This window comes from Chryseobacterium sp. G0201, from assembly GCF_003815655.1.
Classification (GTDB): Bacteria; Bacteroidota; Bacteroidia; order Flavobacteriales; family Weeksellaceae; genus Chryseobacterium.
Genome location: NZ_CP033917.1, coordinates 3,107,755 through 3,130,139 on the forward strand (window position 1 = coordinate 3,107,755; position 22,385 = coordinate 3,130,139).

Sequence of the window (22,385 nt, forward strand, 5' to 3'; positions counted from 1 at the left end):
AAACATTATGAAAAACTATAAGATATTCATTGTAGCGTTGTCTGGACTATTAATTTCAACACTAAATATTTCCTGCGAAAAGATGATTGAGGTGGAGACTCCATCTAATCTTTTGGACTCAGAGCAGGTCTTTGAATCGGTGCAAACCGCTAATGCTGCACTTTCAGGATTGTATGCTGACCTTTGGGATAATTCTCCGCTGGCAGGAGATAAGAGCGGATTGATATTAGGTCTCTATACTGACGATCTTAGTTATTACTCGCAATCATCTAATAACGGTCTAATGGAGTACTATCAAAATACCGTTATTGATTCCAATCCTTTGGTGAGTGCTTATTGGACTAATGCATATCAGAAAGTGTATATGGCGAATGCCATTATCGAAGGCGTTGAGGCATCAAATACAATCAAAGGTGATGAGCGAAGCAGAATATTGGCAGAAGCTCTTTTGATCAGATCTGTACTGTTTTTTTATCTTCAACAGATTTATGGTGATATACCTTATCCTGTAACCACCAATTATCAGATCAATCAGACGATTTCAAAAACATCCTCTGTAGAGGTTTTAGAGAGAATAGAAAGTGACCTTAAAGATGCTATTACGGGATTGAAAGATGCTTACCGTAATACAGAAAGGATTTTCCCGAATAAGAAGGCGGCTCAGCTTATGCTGGCAAAAACATTGATTACCGAAAAAAAATATGGTGAAGCAGAGCAGATTCTGAAAGAAATTATTCAAAGTCCTCTCTATGCAATACAAAACGATATCACTAAAGTGTTTGATAAGTCAGGAACTCACATCTTATGGCAGCTCAAACCAAGAAATACAGGAGGTTCCACAAAAGAAATACAGTCTTACTATTTTACTGCTTCAGCTCCTGTGAATATTGCTTTGTCTCAAGATTTGATCAGCAGTTTTTCTACAGGTGATCTTCGCAGAGAGAATTGGATTTCAAGCCTTTCCGTAGGAACAAATACCTGGTATAGAGCAAATAAGTATAAAGTATTGACGAATAACACCACAGAGTATTCGATAGTGTTCAGAATAGAGGAAGCGTACCTTTTACTGTCAGAGTCCTTAGCTCAGCAAGGTAAAACGCAGGAAGCAGTATTACATCTTAACAAGATCAGACAGCGCTCTAATCTTCCGGCTTTGTCAAATTCTATCTCTCAACAGGTCTTAATGGATGAATTGGTTAAAGAGAATAGGAGTGAGTTTTTTACAGAAATGGGGAATCGTTTTTTTGTACTAAAAAGATTTGGAAAGCTTGATAATTTGATAACCGTAAAACCAAACTGGAAGACTTATTTTCAGAACTGGCCTTTACCTCAGAAAGAACTTTTACTGAATCCCAATGTTAATCCTCAAAATCCAGGTTACTAATATGGGAAAGATATTTTTAATGGGTGCTTTATTAAGTTTCTCTCAATTTTTCAGTCAGAAGACTCAGTTCGGTTCATATGATAGTATCAGCAAAAATTTTAAAAACTATTACACATTGGGTAATCTCAAAGTATCCGACGACGGCAGATATTCTTCTGTAAAACAGATTTTCAAGAATAATAGGGACACTATGTTAATCACTGACCGGAAGAAACCAGGAAGTCCAATCTTGAAACTCATTAAGAAAAACCAATATTTTTCTTTTATCAGCAATAACAGAATATTGGCACTAGGAGGAGGTGAAGCAGAATTGATTACTTTGCCCAACTTAAAATCCGTACGTTTTTCCGAGATCAGTAAAGTTGCTTTTTTGAGAAAACAAGGTCATTATTTGATGTTAGGTAAAGACGACATCTTAAAAGTTTTCGATGCTAAAGACAAGAGAATTTCTGAAATGAGTCATGTGAAAAGTATATTTACAGACGAAAATAAATTTGCTTTTGTCATTCGTGAAAAAGATGGACAAAATGAAGTTTTTCAGTTTTTGGATGGACATGAAAAATTACTGTTCTCGACAAGTTCACAAATTAAAAGGATTGATTTGTCTGCTTCACAAAAGCATTTGATGATAACTGAACTTACTGGTGAAAATTCTCAGCTACAGATAACCTTTATTAACTCAGAAGATCAAAAGATTTCATCTTTTATGGTGGGCTCTTCATCTGATGTTAATGTGGTAAAAGTTTTTGAATCGCGAGATGGCAGTTCGTACCTCATCGATGTACAAAGAAAAGTAGTAGAAGAGAAAACAATTCCAGAGGTTTGGTATGCCAATGATGGCAATCTTAAAGCAAAAACTGAGTTTGCGGTTCGTCATGAATATTTTAATTGGAACACTGGTGAAAAAACATTGCAAATTATTCCATCAGATCGTTTTCCCATGTTTACTGCCACCAATAATAAAAGGTTTTTGCTGGCATTTGATCCTTATACCAATTACAGGTATGAGACCAGATTTGCAGTCGTTGACCTGTACCTCTACGATTTAGTAGATAAAACATTTACAAAGATTTTAGCCAATTCGGAAGATTTGATGGTGTCGTCGAAGGGAAATTATTTGTTGAGTTATAATTATAATAGCAAAGAATGGTCTGGGATAGATCTTCATGATAGAAAATCTTTTCACATTCCGAAACACATTAAATCAAGACCGATCTTTGATGAAAATGAGAATTATGCGTTTTTTGAAAGCAGAGATGGCTTGTATCGTTATGATTTGAAGTTGTTCAAAACAGAATTGGTAGGTGGAACTGCTGGATTGGAGTCGTCAATTTCCGGATATTCCAGCATTGAACTGACAAATTTTAATAATATTCATTCTTATTATTTAAATAATCACGGAAATTCTTTGCTCCAGCTGAGAGATAATGATAATAATTCATCATGGCAGGTTTATGATAATAATACATTTCGAAAACTGCTTCCGTTATCTTCTGAGAAGGTATCTGAAATAAAATGGGATGATCAAAAAAAATATGCTTTTGCAATTGAAGAGAATTACAATATACCCACCAAATTGATTTATCGGGAATTATCCACTTCAAAATCACAAAAAAAAGTTTTGAATCCCGGAAATCAAAAGGATATGGAAGCAAAAAATATTCGTCAGGAGATCATAGACTATCGCGATAGTTTTGGAAATCCATTAAAGGGAACACTCTACTATCCAACCCATTTTAATGAGTCTGAAAAATATCCGCTGATTGTATACATCTATATGCGACAAAGTACGCTTTCCAATGATTATGATTTTCCAAGTACTGGTCCTGCAGGATTTGATTTAAGGACACTGCTGAACAAAGGGTATTTCGTGTATAAGCCCGACATTGTCTTTAGCAATCGTGGTTCAGGTTTGTCTGCTCTAGATTGTGTACATAGTTCGATTGATGCATTAGCCGACATCAAAGGAATTGATCATCAAAGACTGGGCTTAACCGGACATTCAATGGGTGGTTATGAAACCAATTTTATAGCTACGCATTCAAAAAGATTTAAAACCTATATTGCCGGTTCAGCGCATAGTGATGTCGTAAGAGCATACTTTTCATATCATTATGATTGGGGAATCCCTTACACATGGCAGTTTGAAAACGGTCAACATTTTATGAATGTTGCATTTTCAAAGAATAAGGAAATCTATTTTAAAAATAATCCTATTCACTACGTGGAAAATGTCAGTGCTCCAATCCTCATTTGGACTGGCAAAAAAGATGAAAATGTCCGATGGGATCACACAATGGAGTTCTATATAGGACTGCTACGAAATAATAAACAGGCTATAGCTCTCTTCTATCCCGAAGGAACACATAATTTAGGAAAAGATACTGAAGAAGCCAAAGATCTTAACCGAAGATCTTTTGATTGGTGGGATTATCATCTGAAAGATAAAAAAGATATTCCATGGATTGATAAACAAATGAAAAAGGACGCTGATTAAGCGTCCTCATTTTTTATGGTGCAACCCTGTAAAGCGGATTGCCACATACTGTTTCACCCATTTCTCTCAGAACAGATCCGTCTTCGGTCCATTCACAAAATTGAATGCTAACAATGTCACTACAAGGTTGATCCGCCTTTAGACAAATGCCTTGTTCTGCATCGAAGTGATATCCGTCAACGATAGCACTTTTACTGTTGTCTGCTTTGCTTGAAGCAAACGCTGCTCCTGTACCAATTAGTACAACGAAAGCAGAGAAAAATAAATTTTTCATAATTAAAAAATTAGAAATTGGTGCCTACTCTTTGTTCAGGTTTTCGGCTTCCCCTGTTTTAAGATTTTGAACGAGAGGTTTTCTGTAATTATACCGTACAAGCTTTTTTCCAACAATACTGTAGAAATATTCTTTTCCTGCCAGATAATCACTCACTTTATTATTACCGTTATTATAGATATAGAAACTACCCAAATATTCATTTTTGTCATTTCTGTAGATGTCAATCACTCCCGCTTTTTTCCATTGATCAGAAGATTCATTTTTCCCCATTAATGAAGATTGAATGAAAGATAATTTCCCCTGTGAAGATATTCTTTGATTTACCTGAAGGGGTGGAGCGACCATTTTATGCCTTCCGTCGGATAGTTTTTTAGTTTCTATTTTTGCTGTTTTAGTAGTATCAATTGTATTTAGCTTTTGAAGAATATTTAAATTTTCATCCGATACTGTAAACTGATTTCTGTAATTATACAGATATAAAATTCTGAAAGGATTGTTGCTATAATTTAATTGTCCGTCACTATCAAAGACGCCGTCTTTTTGCTTCTGTATAAATCCCTGATGTAATTTTACTTTAGGAAAACTGTTTAGTGAAAGTGATGCTAAACTCAAATCTCTGGTTGTACGATCGAATGTTCTTATAATAAAATTAGTAGAATCTTTGACAATAATCTGCGAGAAAAACGCATCTTGATAGCTAATTTGCCTAGCATTTGGATTTCCAAGTTTTCCTCTGAAAATAATAGGCACTGTACCATCTGTAAAATAATAGTATGGCGAGTGAACTATTATTTTAATGCTTTTAAAAGGATAATTTAAGTTCTCTGGAATTATTTTTAATTTTGATGTAGTCTGTAAATTTTTAGAAACTGCAGTCAAAATCTGCGGATATTGATTACTGCCTAAATAAAGATGATTGGAGTCTTCACCGGCAAAATAATAATGGTCACTATCAAGATTTAAGCTTTTATCTTCAACAACCGGATATAGCAGAAATCTCCGTGTAAAATTGTTGTCTTTTTTGATAATGTGTTCTGAACTGAAAAATAGAAATACAATCGTAACGCAGCTCAAAAGGTTTGAAAATCCTAATAGAATTGCTGTTCTCCTCTTTGGACGATTGTTCTCTTCCTCATCAATCCATACAGAAATGCCACCAAGTACAACACAAAGAATATTGAAAATCAGATGTTCTGTCCATCCCATTTTTTCAAGAATGCCACCACATGAACAGGGAACAAAATCACTGTAATTTAGGATGAGAAAAATATAGATGGTAAATGCCGACATGAGCGCAGTTGAAGAATACAATCCGATTAAATTTGTTTTTGGAATTGCCAGTAATACAACGATTAGCAATTCTAATATAATTACAGCATAAGAAACAAATCCTGCATATGCACTTAAAAGAGGAGATTGACCAATTTGAACCTGAAAATTCTCAAAATCCATTGCTTTGCTTATAGCAGCATAGCAAAAGAGCAGAATAAAAAAGTAGTTTACAATTTTCGGAATGTATGGGATTAGTTTTTTCATGGCTTTGTTCTTTGGTTTTGATGATTAGTTTTCTAACATTCAAGAATGAGAACCCATTCTATTTTTTTTCCGCAATAGTCCGGCATTTTACAGCCTTTCATTGCTGGATATGTGGTTTTAAAATTCCCCATACTCTGCCATATTCCACCTATTGGACATGGTTGATCGGTCGTGCAAAATATGGAGGTATGAGGAATCATTGTTTTATTTTTGATAGTCAATATTTGAGATTCGCAATTCTCAACTGTTATGGCTTTATTTTCCAGTCATGGGTATCTTTTATGGGTACATCTGGATCAGGATATAATTCAGTATTGGTTGAAGAGGTAGAATCGGATTCTCTGGATTGCATTTTAAGAGTTACCTGATGAGCTAGATTTATGTCTTCCTGAAAATCTTCCTGAACGTCTAAGCTTCGTGTACAGCTTGTTGCCATTAGGGCAAAAAGCATTATTATTGTTATTGGGATAAATTTTGTCATTTTTTCTAATATTTTGTTGGTTTATCCCGGCCGGATTTGAAAGAATTCTTAAGCCAAATGTAGAAGGTTGAAACCCACGAAAAAAGCCTATTGTGGCTGTATTTTAAAATTAAGACGTCACAATTTTAAAATTAGGACAGACATGAAATGGAGCTAAGAAGGGTCTGAGTGAAGTTTATCTGGCTTTTGTGAATAATAAGTCGATAGAAGTTTGAAATCCCCTTTATTTTAGAGCATTTTGCTTAATTTTGATACCATCCAGATCAAAATATTACGAATGACAAAATCCAAAACACTATCGTTGCTGTTTTTGATGTATCACATCATCTGTATTTCGCAGGTTAAAAGTTCTTTATCATATCAGGAGATCCGTAAATACTATGAAACAAAAGAGCTTAATGATGAAACTGCGTTACCTGCTGTCAATACTTTTATTAAAAAGGCTAAAGCCAATAATGATGATAGAGCTCTGGCTTTAGGATATCGTGATGCCGTCGCGTACTCGTCAGTTGTTGATGTTAAACTGAAATTTGCTGACAGTACGATTCATGCTGCCCTAAGAACAAAAAATAATGATTTAATTAGTGATGCTTATTTAGGTAAAGGAATTATATACTCCTTTAACTTAAAAAAATACCAACCTGCTTTAGATGAGTTTTTGAAAGCCTACAATTATTCTCGTAATAGCAAAGATGAATATCTAAAACATAAAGTAAATTATCATTTGGGAAATGTAAAAAGCTATCTTGGCTACTATGAAGACGCAATTGGACATTTCAATAATTCTATTAATTATTTTGAATCAGGTTCGAAGAGGTCTGCAAACCCAAATACCAGTTACAATTTTAAAAAGGGATATTTTAATATTCTTCATCAAATGACGATTTGTTATAGGAATCTGAATGATTCTAAGACATCAGATAGTCTTATCGAATTGGGAATTAATTTGACAAGACAGCAACGTGATTTTCAATTGGAATATTCTTACTTTCTTAAATGCAAAGGCATATTATATTTTCATAAAAACAAACCGAATGATGCCATCTATTATTTGAATAAAGCATTACCCCCAATACTCAAGAAGAATGATTTTACCTGGGCAAGTGTTATCTATTTTTACTTAGGAAATGTTTTTATTAAAAATGGTGATGAGGAAAAAGGTATCGCTTATTTTACCAAAATCGATTCTATTTTTAATAAACATCAGTTTATTTTTCCGGAAGTAAGAAGGAATTATGAGTTTTTAATTGAGCATTACAAAAAAGAGAATAACGCTGCGAAAGAACTGTACTACACAAAACAGCTTTTAAGAGCTGACAATATTATTGTTAAGGATTTTAAATATTTGTCCAAGAAAATATTTCGTGAATATGACAGGAGAAAGATGGATGATGAAAAAGAAAGATTGGAAAGTTCAAAGTTTCTTACTGTAATTATAGCATTTATTGTGGTAAGTTTTACAATAGCTATTCTTATATATCGTCGTCACCGTGAAAAAGTGTTGAGAAAAAAGTATATAGAATTACAGGAGCGGTTAACTATTTATAGAAATAAAATTGAATCAGCCAAAGAGTCTCGTGAAGATCATACGCAATCAAAAAAACAGATTGTCAGTGACGAGAAGGCTGATGAATTAGCGAAAAAATTGGCTGCATTTGAAGAAAAAAATCAATTTCTCCAAAAAAATCTTACTTGTAAAAAACTTGCCGAGCAATTTAAAACCAATACTCATTATCTATCCACCTATATTAACGAAGTAAAAGGGACAAATTTTAATAAGTATTTGTCTGAATTAAGAATCAGATATATCACAAGTCTTCTGAACTCTGATCGCAAGTATCTCAATTATAAAATTGAAGGTTTGGCAGCAGAATGTGGAATTGCTTCCCGTCAGAACTTTTCAGATTTATTTTTCGAAATTAACGGGATAAGACCTGCAGATTTTATTAAAATGAGGCTTAAGGAACTTAATAATAAGTGATTTTTTCTGTAATTGATTGAAAGTTTGTAAATTTCTTAAAAAGGACATGGTAAACAAACTTTTTACAACGATTACAAAGATGCACGATCATCTTGAGCGAGATTTAAAATTAATCGCTGATGCACATGATGATCCTATTAAAATTGCTGAAGAATCACTTTCCACTATTGATCTCTCCATCAGAGAATTGAAGAAATTGATTAATCTCACTACTTTTGAAGGAATAGGTGAAGAAATACATTTCTTTAAAAATGTGAAGCCACTATTTATCTCAAAGTACATTTACTTTATGAAAGTACTAAGCATTGTTTCTTCAGTTCCTCATTCGAGCGCAAAAACTCTTAAAAAGTATTATGAGAATGAGTGGGAAAAACTTAAAAAATACCATAGTGAAAATGCTGATTTTTACAATTACTACCGTAGAAATGCAACCTACATGGATCACAAATATTTCGTACGAAATTCATTTGACCTCAAAATGAAACTTTCCTTCAATCTGTATAATTTTGATGAAAACTTTACCACCTCTCACTGCCATCAGGTGGCTCATGTGTTAGCCAATGATTTGCTGGAAGTTTTTTTAAGAAAAGAATCTGAGAAAGAGTTTAATGTTATGATTAAAAAAGAAGAGCACTTAACTGTTCTCAAATGGTCTGCCTCCAAGGTGGCACTGATTGAGCTTGCCTATGCTTTGCATCAGAGCAATTGTTTCAATGGAGGAAACATTGAGTTCAGTGAAATTATGCGCTCTTTTGAAAAAACGTTAGATATCGATCTAGGGAATTACTATAAGACCGTTACTGAGATTAAAGACAGGAAAAATGGAAGAACAAAGTTTTTACATAGGCTGTCCGATAATCTCGATCAGCATTTTAAAAATGTTGATGATGAAATTTAATGAGCTAAATAACTTTGTTTTTAAATTTTATAATGTAGTGCGTTTTGTATCTGTTTGATTTATAGTGTTTTTAAAGCTTTCTCTCGGTAGTACCGTTGTCCTACCGAGAGATTTTCTGTGCATTTTTGAAACTTTGTCCCAACAAAATACAACAAAATGCAAACAATTTCAATTTTAACAAAACAAGATTTACTCGATTTTAAAGACGAGCTTCTTAAAGAGCTTCTGGCACTGCTAAATGGTAAAAAGATTAGAAAAGAAGAATGGTTGAAATCTTCTGAAGTTCAAAATCTTTTAAAAATTTCAGTAGGAACTCTTCAGAATTACAGAATAAACGGAACCTTACCTTTTAAAAAGATTGGAGGTACACTCTACTATAAATATCAGGATATTGAAAAACTTCTCAATGGACACAATCAATGAATTTCTACTAATGTGTAATTATAAAATCAAATCTTATGAATATTGACAGAATAGAGTTTAACTCATGGATGGAAAGACTGATGGAGCGTTTTAACTTGCTTGATGATAAAGTAAAAGAAATGAAAAATCAAAATTTTGAAATTGATGGCGAACAGCTTCTCGATAATCAGGATGTCCTTCAGATGCTCAAAATAAGCTCAAGATCATTGCAACGCTACCGCACTTCAAAGCGGTTACCATATTACACCATCAGCGGTAAGTTATATTATAAACTTTCAGATGTCCATCAGTTTATACGGGATAGTTTTAATGGTAATTCCAAAAATTAATCCTTCCAGTCAAGGACATCATAAACCAGTGACTACAATATTCTAACTACGTTTTTTTTGCTTTTTTATCTTCATCCGCATAATTAATAAATTAATTATGAGCGATTCGGAAAAAGATAAAATAAAAGATATTGTTGAGAATCCGCAGTCAAAGGATGTTTCACAAGATAATTTATCTGATGCGCTTTTAGCATTAGATAAAAAGACAAAAAAAGTACAGCTTGTCAATGGATTAGATGCCAATGGAAATCTTATAAAAAAAGATTCTCAAAAGAAAAATCCCAGCCAATTTATTCGTATTGATAGAGGAGGAGACATCTTCTCCAACTTCTTTTCCAATTTCATCAGTCAGCTCAAAAATCCAACTGAATTTTCATTTTTTAAAATTTCAGAACTCGGCGCTATGCAAACTGCAAAAGAGCTGCAGGAGTATGTCGATAAGGCATCACCGAAAGAATTAGAGACCTTAAAAGGTTATGAAATCATAATTCAAAATAGTTTAACCCATAAAAATCAAAACAAAATGGCAACAAAATCAACAGAAACAGAAAATCAAGCCAAACAGGAAAGCCCGCAGTATCGCTATCAACCCGAACAAATCGACTGGCAGATTATGGCAAAGTTCGGATTAGATCAGGAAAAGCTAACAAAGATGAACGTCTTGGATCGTCTGCTCAGAGGATTTAAATCACACAAGTTGGTACCTATCACTATTAATTTAGGGAACGCGGTCAGCAGGATGGATGTTCGTCTTTCTCTACAAACGAACGATAGCGGACAAGTCCTCATTAATCTACATGGAATCCGTAAAGAACCTGATTTTAAAATGAAGTTTTTAGGTCACGAATTTTCTGAGCAGGATAAAGAAAATCTTAGAAATACCGGTAACATGGGAAGGGTAGTTGATCTGGTCAATCCCAAGACCAATGACATTATACCCTCTATAATCAGTAAAGACCGTTTAACGAATGAATTGGTTGCTTTAAATACCAATTATATTAAGATTCCCGATGATATAAAAGGAGTGAAACTTAATGATGAGCAAAAGCAAATTCTCAGTGAAGGGAAACCTCTTTATCTTGAAGCTATGATCTCAAGCAAAGGAGATTCTTTTAATGCTTCAGTACAATTTAACGCTGAAAAAAGGTATGTGGAGTTTCTGATAGATCCTTATAGAAAATTGGATCAGGTTCAAAACAGACAACAAACTGTAAACGAAGAACCACAAAAAGTTTTCAGAGGAAAAGAGTTAACTGATCAGCAGTTTGACAATCTGAAAGAGGGAAAATCGGTTTACCTAAGTGGATTGATTGATCAAAATGGGAACACATACAACGGTTATATTACGTTCAGTAAAGAAAATAGAACCACAGATTTTTCTTTTCAAAATCCTAACAAAGTAATTGATCAGGCTAAACCTGACGAAGCCCATAAAACTCAAGTGGCTGTTAATTCAGAAGGGAAGATCAACGAAGCAACGAAAAATACGAAAGAGTCTTTGCAATCAGCTCAAACAAATCCTGTCAATAAAAAGCAGTCAGAAGAACAACAAAAAACTAAACAGCCAACTAGAACTCGAAGAAGAAAATTATAAACGAATTTATTAGGCAACCCAATGGATTAATAAAGCTCATTGGGTTTTTTATTAATCAAAAAAAATAAAAACATGAAAGCAGTTATTGCAGAAAAGCCAAGTGTAGCAAGAGAAATTGCATTGCTCTTAGGTGCTACCGATAAAAAAGAAGGTTTCATTACAGGAAACGGATACTATGTAACGTGGGCATTTGGACATTTAGTAAGTTTAGCCATGCCTGAAGATTATGGGATTTCCGGATATCAAAAGGCTTCATTACCCATATTTCCTGACCCCTTTAAATTGATAGTAAAGAAGATTAAAAAGGGAAAAAATTATGTAAGTGATTCGGGAGCATTGAAACAATTAAAAATTATTGAAAAAGTAATAAATGATTGTGATAGTATAATAGTGGCAACAGACGCAGGGCGGGAAGGGGAATTGATATTCAGATATATTTATGAATATTTGAATTGTAAAAAACCTTTTGAAAGATTATGGATCAGTTCTTTAACTGAAAAAGCCATTAAAACTGGCTTTGAAAATCTCAAAAAAGGAAGTGATTTTGAGGGTTTATATCATGCTGCTGTCGGAAGAAGTCGTGCGGATTGGCTTTTGGGAATCAATGCTTCTCAGGCTTTATCTATCGCAGCTGATAATGGTTCTTATTCCCTTGGGAGAGTTCAAACACCTACATTGGCTTTACTATGCAATCGGTATTTGGAATATAAAAATTTTGTTGCTCAAAAATATTGGCAGATTCATTTAACTCATCAGAAGGGAATGCTAAATTTTAAAAGTACTTCTCAATTGAAATTTGATGATCAAAAAAAAGCAAATGACCTTTTAAAGGTTATCGAAAGAGGAGATGGCAATGCAAAAGTTGATGTTGTGGAAGTAAAAACAATAACAGAGCAGCCCCCTCTTTTATTTGATTTGACAGGTTTACAGAAAGAAGCGAATAAAAAACTAAATCTTTCTGCGTCTGATACCCTTGATATTGCCCAAAGTCTATACGAGAAAAAGTTTATCAGCTATCCAAGAACAGGAAGTAAATATATTCCTGAGGATATGTGGCAGGAAATACCCAACCTCATTAGGATTTTAAAAGATAGAGATTCTTTTAAACAGGCTGTGAGTCATGTTAAATGGGGACAGTTCAATAAAAGAATTGTTAATGATCTTGGGGTTACAGACCATCACGGCTTGCTCATTACAGAGAAAATTCCTTCGGCATTATCTGCGAAAGAAAATGCAATTTATGATATGATTGCATATCGATTGCTCGAAGCAATTTCAGAAGCCTACCTCAAAGAAATAACTCAAATCTCATTAGAAGTTCTCCATTATGTTTTTATTTCTAAAGGAAGTAGAATCATAAATCCTGGATGGAGAATAATGAGAGGTGATTTTTCTGAAGATGAAAATAATGAACTTCAGGAATTACCACAGGTTTTGAAAGGTGATGACATCAAAATCAAAAAGTCAGTCATATTAGAAAAGAAAACACAACCACCTTCATTGTTTACTGAAGCGGATTTATTGTCGGCAATGGAAAGCGTAGGAAGCAAAATTGAGCAAAAAGAACAAAGAAAAATCTTGAAAAATATAGGTATTGGAACTCCTGCTACTAGAGCTGCCATTATTGAAGTTCTTTTTGACCGAGATTATATTCAAAAAGATAATAAATCATTAATTCCAACAGAAAAAGGTTTACAAGTCTATAGACTTATCAGAGATAAAAAAATTGCCGATGTTACAATGACCGCAGAATGGGAATTGGAGCTCCAAAAGATCGAAAATAAAGAGAATGATTTATCAAATTTTCAGAAAAGGATTGAAGCCTATACTTCAGTTATAACGAATGAATTACTTCAGACAAAAATTATCAGAGAAGATTTACCGGATTTAATCTGCCCTAAGTGTAAAAAAGAAAAGCTTCGCATTCTTGATAAGATTGTTAAATGTAAAGATGAACGCTGTAATTGGATGCAATTTAGAATGGTTTGTGGGAAATTATTGACAGTCAATGATATTCAATTGTTGATAGAAAAAGGAAAGACCTCACTGATCAAAGGGATGAAAAGTAAGGCTGGGAAGAGTTTCGATGCTTACATGATTCTAAATGATGCTGGAGAAAGTGTTTTCGAGTTTGATAAAAATAAAGCAACTAGGAGAAAGTAGGGGCTGCAATTTTGTGATTCCGAACATCAATCATTAAAAGAGTGGAAAGTTATAACTCTCCACTCTTTTAATGATTCTATCGTTTTTTTATTCTTTTTGTATAAGATGCTTTAGGTCTGGATCATTTTCAATTCGATCTATTTCATTTTTTACAATAAATAAAATGTCTGATTTGATTTTCTGGTAATTAGAATGAATTTCTTCTTTCATCGTATCTTCTCCAAACTCATTTTCAAAGTTCATAATCTGTGGTATTTTCTGATATGATTTTGTTTCTGAAGCAACCTTTTCATTGTCTACAACGATTTCCGAATGAAAGATTTTTTGTTCTATTCGTTCATCAAAATTATCTGACACTGCTCCTACAAACATTCCCTGAGTTAAAGTCGAAATTTTGGAAGCTGGTATTAAACTGTCTAACTGTGTTGAAATAGAGGTGGAAGTATCGTTTCTATTAATGCTTAAGCTTTGTCGTTTTTGAAGTACTTTCCCAAATCTTTCAGAAAGATTTTTAGCGGTTTCTCCCACAACCTGTCCACTGAAAATATTTCCTACTGTGTTTTGAATGACCTTGCTTTCTTTATCTCCGTAATCACGAATAACCTGTGAGTAATCCTGAAATCCTAAACAAACAGCGACCTTGTTACTTCTGGCTGTAGCGATAAGATTGTCTAGTCCCCGGAAATAGATGGTTGGCAACTCATCGATTATAACAGAACTTTTTAACTGCCCTTTTTTATTGATGAGTTTAACAATTCTGGAATTATACAGACCCAATGCGGCGGAATAAATATTTTGTCGATCCGGATTGTTTCCTACACAAAGTATTTTGGGTTCTTCAGGATTATTAATGTCCAATGTGAAATCATCTCCTGTCATCACCCAGTAGAGTTGTGGAGAAATCATCCTCGATAAAGGTATTTTTGCAGAAGCAATCTGCCCTTGGAGCTGATCCTGTGCGCCTCCTTGCCATGCATCCATGAAAGGAGATAGATAATTTTCTAGATCAGGATAGGTCGTTAAAATGGTGAATACATCAGCATATTTTTTGTTCAATAACTCAATAGCGTGAGGAAATGTACAATACTTTCCATTGTCATAAATTTTTAAAAACCAAATAATAGCAGCCAATAGGATGATTGGACTTTCAACAAAAAAATCACCTTGCTTTTGAATCCAGCTTCTATTCAGATTCAACATGATGGTATAGGCAGCTTCATAAGCATCTGAAATATCCGTCATGAAATCAGGATTCAAAGGGTTGCAACGATGGCTTTTGCTGGGATCATCAAAATTGATAACATAAAATTTTGGCCTTATTTTGTATTTGTCTGTGTGTTTTAAGAGATGGTTATAGGCAATCACAGACAAATCATCAAACTTAAAGTCATAAATGTACATTGAAAACCCTTTTTCAATATGTTGCTTAATATAATTATTGATAATGGCGTATGACTTACCTGAGCCGGGTGTACCTAAAACAATAGTCGCTCGAAAAGGATTCACTACATTAATCCACCCGTTATTCCATTGGCCTTTATAATAGAATTTTGTAGGAAGGTTTACTGAATATTCATTCTGCATCAGTTTTGTCTCCTGCTGAAAACTTTCATTTTCGTAATTGAAAACATCTTCCATCAGATTAGTTCTTAAAAGACGACTTATCCAAACGCCAGACATCATTAAGCTGATGTAACCACAGCATGTAGTTAGTATATATACAGAGAGAGAATATTTGAAAAGAGAATTAAGAAATAAACCATTAAAAAAGAAAAATAATACGCCAATTACTAAAGTAGTAATTATCTTTTTCCAAGTAATTTTTTCATTTTTGACACCTTTCGTTCCCCAGCAGCTTAATGCCAAAAGAACTACTGCAAAGATTTTAGTGTATAACGGATGAGAAAACAATCCTGCTGTTTTCTGAAAATTCGATAATATCTTATTAATTATCTCTAAAACCCATCCATGCTCTAAAAAGAAGGCATAACAAAACCAATAAAAATGCATTATGACCAGTATAATACTTACTGCTCGCATGAATCCCATAATTTTAGCTAATCCTCTCAAATCATCTTCTCCCTGCATAATTTTTATTTTAAATTATTAAGGTCGAAAGTAATGTTGTGCTGTGAGAATTGTGTTTATTGACATTGAATGGCTTTACATTTCTGTCATTATCTCAATATACTTTATGAGAAGTTATTATGGAAATTTAAAAGGAATTCTTAAATTTAATTAGGGTAGGATTTTAGTATTCGACTGATTATTTGTATTTTAGTTGAATATAAGAACGATGAATTTCTTCATAAGATTTTTGTTTTCTCGTTACCATTTTGAGAATTAAATTTACAATTATACCATATATACAAAAGAATCTCTATTAAAATGCACGTAGAAATTAATTTTCTCAGAGGCTTAATCTTATTTGTACTTGCTTACTAATGCAAGAAAATATTGGAGATATTACATTAAAATTTTTTAAAATTTACATTTATATTAAGAACTTTCGAAGCCAAGTACTACGGTAATAATGTCTTTGTTCAAAAAAGTATGATGTGCCGAATATATTTATTTTAAATATATCAGGTATGGAAAAGAATAGTGACGTTAAGATTATTAGCATTGATGAGGTTATTAAAATCTTTAAAGAAGAAGAGGGAATAGAATTAACCAATGAGGAAGCAGAACAAATCAGCGTTTTTCTTTCAATGCTTTTAAAAATTACAGTAAGGTGTTTTTTAGAAGATAATATGATTTAACATTTTTAAAATGAAAAGAGCCGATTTATATATTCGTGTGTCAACTGATGAACAAGCAGATAAGGGATATTCCCAGAGAGATCAGGAAGAGAGATTGAGACGCTACTGTGACCATAACAATATTGTTGTTGGACAGATCATTTATGAAGATTATTCAGCAAAGACTTTCAATAGACCAGAGTGGATCAAACTGCTTGACACGCTTAAGAAAAAAAGTTCAAGGACAAATGTATTATTATTCACAAAATGGGATCGTTTTAGTAGAAATGCTGGTGATGCTTACCAAGTAATAAATATCCTCAAAAAACTCAACGTTGAACCACAGGCAATCGAGCAACCTTTAGACTTGTCAATTCCTGAGAACAAAATGATGCTGGCTATTTACCTTGCTGCCCCCGAAGTTGAGAATGACAGACGCGCTTTGAATACCTATTACGGAATGCGTCGAGCTAAAAAAGAAGGAAGATTGATGGGAAGGGCTCCCTATGGATATGTCAATAAAATATCAGAGAATGGTAGGAAATATGTTGCTCCAAAAGAACCGGAGGCTTCTAATATGAAGTGGGCATTTAACGAAATGGCAAAAGGTATATTTTCTGCCAGTCAGATTATGGAGATGATGAATAGAAAAGAAGGTAAATCAGCTAAGCTAAGTGCCTTTCTTGCTGGCTTGCGCAATACTGCATATTGTGGAAAAATATTTGTCGAGCAATATAATGAAGAAGAGGCGCATTTTGTTCCAAGCATACATGAGCCCTTGATTAGTGAAGAATTATTTGAAAAGGTGCAAAATATTATGGATGGAAATGTTAATCCTGCCAGACCCAATGTTAAAATCCTGTCTGATGACAACCTTCCGCTACGAGGATTTCTTATCTGTCCGGAATGTGGTCATTTAGTAACTGGGAGCGCATCTACAGGACACTCGAAGAAATATTATTACTATCATTGTCAGTCACCATGCGGATATCGTTATAAGGCAGAAGTTATTAATAATAAATTTTTGGAAGTATTGCAAGCTTTAGAAATGAGGGAATCCATTAAAAAATATTTGAGAAAGGTCTTGAAACAGAACTTTGAGAAGTTTATCAATAATCCTCAACATGAAAGAAAAATGATATTACTGGAAATAGATGGATTGAACAACAGGTTAAAGTCGGCACGAAATAAATTGTTGGAAGAGGTCATTGATGATGATGAGTATTTGGAAATTAAGACTGATTGCAAAGACCAAATTGAAAAGTTAGAAAGTAAATTGACCAAAGTAAAAGATAAAAAGAAAATAGATTTCCCGAAACTACTTGACCATGCATTATCGAACATTATAAATCTTGCTAAAGTCTATTCTGATGGGGATATTGACTTAAAACGTAAGATTATTAGTTCGATATTCCCTGAAAAATTGGAGTTTTTTGAAAATCATTATCGAACTATTCGAGCCAACGTTTTACTGTCTTATATCTATCAGATAAACAATGAGTTAAGAGCTAAAAAAAACCAGAAAGAAAGTGAATTATCACCTCTTTCCGGTCTTGTACCCAGTACCAGAATCGAACTGGTACATCTTTCGATACTAGAGTTTGAGTCTAGCGCGTCTACCAATTCCGCCAACTGGGCTTGATGTTTGTTTTAAATTGGTGTGCAAATATAGAAACTTTTTTTAATGTTCAAAAGTTTTTTGCAGAAAATTTTTTAAAAATTTATCTCCAAACCATCGTAGGCAAGGTGCATTCCGGCCGGAAGTTGTTTATCTTCAACATCATGTAAACCTAAATGATGACTGATATGAGTTAAAAATAATTTCTTAGGTTTCAGCTCTTCAAACAATTTAATAACGTCCGGAAGAATAAAATGTGCCGGATGCGGATCAAATTTTCGGATACAGTTCAAAATTAAAACATCTAAATTCTTCAGTTTTTCCTTTTCCGTGTCAGAAATAAAACCGGCATCTGTAATGTAAGCAAGGTTTTTAAACTTATATCCAAAAACAGAAATTTTATAATGGATGACTTCAACTGGCGTAATTTCCGTGTTTAAAACAGTGAATGGTTCATTTTCAATTTCATGAAGATCAAATGCAGGTGCGCCGGGATATCTTTCGTCTGCAAAAGCATAAGGAAAACGATTTTTTATTTCGTGCCCGACTCTTGGATAGCAATAAATCGGCATATTTTTTCCGCTTTTAAAAATGAGAGGTCGCATATCGTCAAGCCCGATCACATGATCATTGTGTTCGTGAGTTATAAGAGCAACATCAACCGTATTTTCTTTATTTAGAAGCATTTGCTGCCGAAAATCCGGACCGCAATCGATCAGGATTTTTTTATTTTCTTCTGTCGAAATCATCACAGAAGATCGAAAACGATTGTCTTTGGGATTTTGTGATGTACACACTTCGCAGGTGCAGCCAATAACGGGTACGCCTTGGGAAGTTCCCGTTCCTAAAAATTTCAACTTCATTTTCTTTTGAGGTTGGTTTAATTTTGGTAAATTTACGAAAAATTTAATGTCCTAATGTATCAGAAACTAACTCCTAAACAAAAAGCATTAACAATTAATCTAGATCCTACTATTTATGGTACTTTCGCAGAAATTGGAGCAGGGCAGGAGACTGTTCGACACTTTTTTAGAGCAGGAGGGGCTTCAGGTACAATTGCTAAGGCGATGTCTGCTTACGACAAAGATTTTAGTGATGCCATCTACGGAAAAGAGGTTAAAAACAGGTATGTTACTCAAAATAGACTTCGTAAAATGCTTCGTTATGAAGTAGCCTTGATCGAAGAAAGAATTTCCAGAGATAACAACCCAAACAGAAAGTTTTTTTCTTACGCGAATACTGTTACCACTATTAATTTTGATAAAACTGTAAGAGGTCACGGTTGGGTAGGAATACGTTTTCAGGTGAAAGAAAATGAGGATTACAACGAGATCGTTATCCACGTAAAATTCAAAGAGAATGATGCTACTTTGCAGCAGGAAACTCTTGGAAATTTGGGGGTAAATCTTATTTTCGGGGCCTTTACGTATTATGATAACCCGAGAAGATTAATTGAATCTCTTTTTGACGACGTTGCAACCGATAATCTTGAAATTGATATGATCGATTTCAGCGGTCCGGCTTTCGCTTATGTTGATAATAGACTGATGTCTTTACAGTTGGTTAAAAACAACATGACAGATGCAGTTATCTTCAATTCACAAGGGAGCAATATGCTTCCGGCAGATAGTTTATACAAGAAAAATATTTTTGCGATAAGAGGAAGTTTCAGACCTGTAACCAAGGTAAATATTGATATGCTTCAAAACGGTATTGATATGTTTTTGAAGGATGCAGTCTGTACCCACGAAGAAACAGAGATTTTAATTGAAATTACCATTTCAAACCTTCGAGCAGATGGAGATATTGATGAAAGAGATTTCCTTGATAGAGTAGACGTTCTAGGTAAATTAGGCTACACAGTTATTATCTCAAACTTCTCTGAATATTATCGATTGATCGATTATTTTGCATCTTACACTACTGGAAATATTGGGGTAGCAATGGGTGTAAATAACCTGTTGATGGTATTTGACGAGAAATATTATAAGAATTTATCAGGCGGAATCTTAGAGGCTTTCGGTAAATTTTTTAGAAACGGAATGAGAGTGTATCTGTATCCTTATAAAGATCCTGAAACTCATGAGTTGCTAGATTCTGAAAATCTTAAAGTAGAAGAAAATCTTAAGGAACTTTATAAATATTTTAAACTGAACAATCGTATTGTAGATATTAAAAACTATAATCCTGAGTTCCTGGAAATTTATTCCAGAGAGATATTACGAAAAATTGCAGGGAACATCAAAGGTTGGGAAACTCAACTTCCTGAAGGTGTTGCTGAAATGATAAAAGAGCGCGGAATGTTCGGATATAAACAAGAACTTTCGCTAAAACAATTCTCCTAAAAAACAAAATATAATGTCAGAACTAAAGAAAAGACTTTCTTCCATTCTTGAAAGTCCAAAACATAATACTGAAGAAAAACTTCAAAAAGTTTGTCATCTTTTGGATCAAGAAATTTCTTATTTCAACTGGACAGGTTTCTATTTTAAAAATGGAGATAAAGACGAGTTGAAATTGGGACCTTACGTTGGAGCTCCGACAGATCACGACATTATTCCTTACGGAAAAGGAATTTGTGGTCAGGTTGCCGTTTCTAATGAAACATTTGTGGTTCCGGATGTTCATCAGCAGGACAACTATTTAAGCTGTTCAATTGATACGAAAGCTGAAATTGTAGTTCCGATCTTTAAAGACGGACAAAATATTGGTCAGATTGATATTGATTCTCACAAAATAGATCCTTTTACGGATGAAGACCGAGAATTATTAGAATGGCTTTGTAAAGAAGTTTCTAAAATTCTATAATTGAAAAAATATAAACTCCGATCTTTTGGTCGGAGTTTTTTTATGCTAATAATTGGTGGCTTCGAGACCCTCAGCCACCAATAAACGAAAATCTTCGATTTTCTGAATGAATACCATCAATAGAAATGGGCTTTAGCCCGTTTTCAAAATAACCAAATCAAATTGGCTTTAGCCAAAACTTAAAAGTGAAGCTTACAATTAGTGTCATTTGTGAAATTTGTGTTTAAACAAAATTCACCTTAGTAATCAATTCCTTAAAATAATTCTCACACTTCGCAATATGCGTTCCATACCACGAAAATGCTTCTCCATCAACGATCATGATCTTCTTATTTGGATAAAACTCTTTTAATTCATCAATATGTTTCTCTTTAAATGGAAATGGTTCAGAGGAAAGCATAATAATTTCAGCTTCCGCCAGATCTTCGGTTTCAATTACGGGATAGCGGGTTTTATTTTTAAATATATTTTCAAAACCAATTTCAGATAAAATACGATTGATAAAAGTATCTGAGCCAATCGTCATATAAGGATTTTTCCATATAAGATAGGCTACTTTTATTGGAGAATCAATTTTAGCCTGACTCAGAACTTCGTAAGTTTTAAGATTGAATTGTTGCGCTTTTTCTTCTTTATTAAAAAGCAATCCAAGATTTTTAAGAAGATAATAGTTGTCTTCAATGGTTTCAACATTAGTCACGAGAACGTTGAAATCTTCCATCAAGGCTTCAACCTGCTCTTTGATGTTTTCCTCTTTATTTGCAAGGATTATATCGGGTTGTAAAGCTTTAATTTTTTCAATATTAATGTTTTTTGTCCCACCTATAATCGCTACATTTTTTACTTTTTCTTTGGGATGAATGCAGAATTTGGTTCTTCCGACCACTTCATTTTGAGTTAAACCCAAATCAAATAAAGCCTCAGTAATTGAGGGAACAAGAGATATAACTTTCATTGTTAGACTTTGTCTAAAATTACAAAAAGTTATTTTAATATCATTTTACAAATAAATAATACACTAATTAATGAATTATTTATTTGTAATAATTATCTTTGTGCCATTAAATAATATTTATGAAAAAAATAGTGGTTTTTTTAACTAGTTTACTTTTTATTACATCATGTTCGAATAATGATGATTTAATGAACAATGGGAAACTTTCCAATGATGTGTCTACATCTTCAAAATCTGTTTTAGAATCTAAAGAAGTAGCTAATTCACCTTTTATAGCTTATAACGGTGATTTTGCTAAAGTAACGGATACAAATCCTAATGGTGTTACCAGTGTTCTTTTTTATGTTAAATTTCTGGGAAAATGGAGGCATGTTGATAATCAGGCAACTTGGGATGGATTATTTATTAATAAAAGTATTAAACAAGAATTTGATCTTCCTTCAATTAGTTCCTTGTCTGTCACTACTCAGACTCCAATCGGAACTCCGCTTTATATCGATAATGGATTACTCCAAAACCCTAATAATGGAAGAATATATTTTAGAGAAGGGAATACTTTAAGATGGATACCTTCTATGGCTTATTTTAATCAATATCATTTTAATCCAAATGCTATTATTCAATCAACTGAGACAGAAACATCAAAGTATGTTCATTTACCAGACTTTTCAGTTCCTCCATTTTAGTATATTGAATTAAT

The 22,385-nt window shown here is 33.5% G+C and carries 18 protein-coding genes, 1 tRNA gene and 1 pseudogene; 13 read left to right on the forward strand and 7 right to left on the reverse strand.

The genetic code is table 11. The features are described from left to right. Positions 1-7 precede the first annotated feature (7 nt). The gene (locus EG348_RS14095) at positions 8-1,384 is read left to right on the forward strand and encodes a RagB/SusD family nutrient uptake outer membrane protein (protein ID WP_123983650.1); all 1,377 of its coding nucleotides are present in this window, start codon (positions 8-10) and stop codon (positions 1,382-1,384) included. A gap of 1 nt (position 1,385) precedes the next feature. Next, complete coding sequence (locus EG348_RS14100) at positions 1,386-3,881, forward strand: alpha/beta hydrolase family protein (protein WP_164463302.1); 2,496 nt, start codon at positions 1,386-1,388, stop codon at positions 3,879-3,881. A 13-nt stretch (positions 3,882-3,894) separates the two neighbouring features. Here EG348_RS14100 and EG348_RS14105 read toward each other — a convergent pair whose 3' ends face one another. The 3 genes from EG348_RS14105 to EG348_RS14115 form a co-directional block, all read right to left on the reverse strand. Continuing rightward, positions 3,895-4,155 (reverse strand): hypothetical protein, encoded by a 261-nt coding sequence (locus EG348_RS14105; RefSeq protein WP_123983652.1) that lies wholly within the window; start codon positions 4,153-4,155, stop codon positions 3,895-3,897. A gap of 24 nt (positions 4,156-4,179) precedes the next feature. Next, positions 4,180-5,694, reverse strand: a complete 1,515-nt coding sequence (locus tag EG348_RS14110; protein ID WP_123983653.1) for a MauE/DoxX family redox-associated membrane protein — start codon at positions 5,692-5,694, stop codon at positions 4,180-4,182. Between the two features lie 247 nt (positions 5,695-5,941). After that, positions 5,942-6,175: a hypothetical protein gene (locus EG348_RS14115; RefSeq protein WP_123983654.1), complete on the reverse strand. Its 234-nt coding sequence runs from the start codon at positions 6,173-6,175 to the stop codon at positions 5,942-5,944. Positions 6,176-6,452: 277 nt separating this feature from the next. Here EG348_RS14115 and EG348_RS14120 point away from each other — a divergent pair, with 277 nt between their 5' ends. The 6 genes from EG348_RS14120 (at position 6,453) to EG348_RS14145 (ending at position 13,563) form a co-directional block, all read left to right on the forward strand. Continuing rightward, complete coding sequence (locus tag EG348_RS14120; protein WP_123983655.1) at positions 6,453-8,156, forward strand: helix-turn-helix domain-containing protein; 1,704 nt, start codon at positions 6,453-6,455, stop codon at positions 8,154-8,156. A 46-nt stretch (positions 8,157-8,202) separates the two neighbouring features. Further along, the gene (locus EG348_RS14125; RefSeq protein ID WP_123983656.1) at positions 8,203-9,054 is read left to right on the forward strand and encodes an RteC domain-containing protein; all 852 of its coding nucleotides are present in this window, start codon (positions 8,203-8,205) and stop codon (positions 9,052-9,054) included. A gap of 156 nt (positions 9,055-9,210) precedes the next feature. Beyond that, positions 9,211-9,477: a helix-turn-helix domain-containing protein gene (locus EG348_RS14130; protein WP_123983657.1), complete on the forward strand. Its 267-nt coding sequence runs from the start codon at positions 9,211-9,213 to the stop codon at positions 9,475-9,477. Between the two features lie 35 nt (positions 9,478-9,512). Then, entirely contained in the window at positions 9,513-9,806 is a 294-nt protein-coding gene (locus EG348_RS14135) for a helix-turn-helix domain-containing protein (protein WP_123983658.1), read from the forward strand. Between the two features lie 97 nt (positions 9,807-9,903). Then, entirely contained in the window at positions 9,904-11,400 is a 1,497-nt protein-coding gene (locus EG348_RS14140) for a DUF3945 domain-containing protein (RefSeq protein WP_123983659.1), read from the forward strand. Between the two features lie 72 nt (positions 11,401-11,472). Then, on the forward strand, positions 11,473-13,563 hold the full coding sequence (locus EG348_RS14145; protein WP_123983660.1) for a type IA DNA topoisomerase: 2,091 nt from the start codon (positions 11,473-11,475) through the stop codon (positions 13,561-13,563). An 87-nt stretch (positions 13,564-13,650) separates the two neighbouring features. On the opposite strand, the gene mobC is transcribed toward EG348_RS14145, so the two are convergent. Beyond that, positions 13,651-15,651, reverse strand: a complete 2,001-nt coding sequence (gene mobC, locus EG348_RS14150; RefSeq protein ID WP_123983661.1) for a conjugal transfer protein MobC — start codon at positions 15,649-15,651, stop codon at positions 13,651-13,653. Between the two features lie 503 nt (positions 15,652-16,154). On the opposite strand from mobC, the gene EG348_RS21735 reads away from it, so the two are divergent. Then, complete coding sequence (locus EG348_RS21735) at positions 16,155-16,325, forward strand: hypothetical protein (protein WP_164463303.1); 171 nt, start codon at positions 16,155-16,157, stop codon at positions 16,323-16,325. Between the two features lie 10 nt (positions 16,326-16,335). Further along, positions 16,336-17,280 (forward strand): annotated as a pseudogene (locus tag EG348_RS21910) (recombinase family protein); the annotation flags it as partial. 580 nt (positions 17,281-17,860) lie between these two features. On the opposite strand, the gene EG348_RS14160 reads toward EG348_RS21910, so the two are convergent. Together EG348_RS14160 and EG348_RS14165 are read right to left on the reverse strand one after the other, a co-directional pair. Next, positions 17,861-17,942, reverse strand: a tRNA-Leu gene (locus tag EG348_RS14160). 75 nt (positions 17,943-18,017) lie between these two features. Further along, positions 18,018-18,785, reverse strand: a complete 768-nt coding sequence (locus tag EG348_RS14165; RefSeq protein ID WP_123983662.1) for an MBL fold metallo-hydrolase — start codon at positions 18,783-18,785, stop codon at positions 18,018-18,020. Between the two features lie 54 nt (positions 18,786-18,839). Here EG348_RS14165 and EG348_RS14170 point away from each other — a divergent pair, with 54 nt between their 5' ends. After that, the gene (locus EG348_RS14170; protein ID WP_072412559.1) at positions 18,840-20,267 is read left to right on the forward strand and encodes a nicotinate-nucleotide adenylyltransferase; all 1,428 of its coding nucleotides are present in this window, start codon (positions 18,840-18,842) and stop codon (positions 20,265-20,267) included. Positions 20,268-20,280: 13 nt separating this feature from the next. Beyond that, positions 20,281-20,730, forward strand: coding sequence for a GAF domain-containing protein (locus tag EG348_RS14175; RefSeq protein WP_066750933.1), 450 nt, complete (start codon positions 20,281-20,283; stop codon positions 20,728-20,730). A 223-nt stretch (positions 20,731-20,953) separates the two neighbouring features. On the opposite strand, the gene EG348_RS14180 is transcribed toward EG348_RS14175, so the two are convergent. Then, a complete protein-coding gene (locus EG348_RS14180) occupies positions 20,954-21,685 on the reverse strand; it encodes an ABC transporter substrate-binding protein (RefSeq protein ID WP_123983663.1) in 732 nt (243 codons plus the stop codon). A 188-nt stretch (positions 21,686-21,873) separates the two neighbouring features. On the opposite strand from EG348_RS14180, the gene EG348_RS14185 reads away from it, so the two are divergent. Next, positions 21,874-22,371 (forward strand): hypothetical protein, encoded by a 498-nt coding sequence (locus tag EG348_RS14185; RefSeq protein ID WP_123983664.1) that lies wholly within the window; start codon positions 21,874-21,876, stop codon positions 22,369-22,371. Positions 22,372-22,385: the final 14 nt, after the last annotated feature.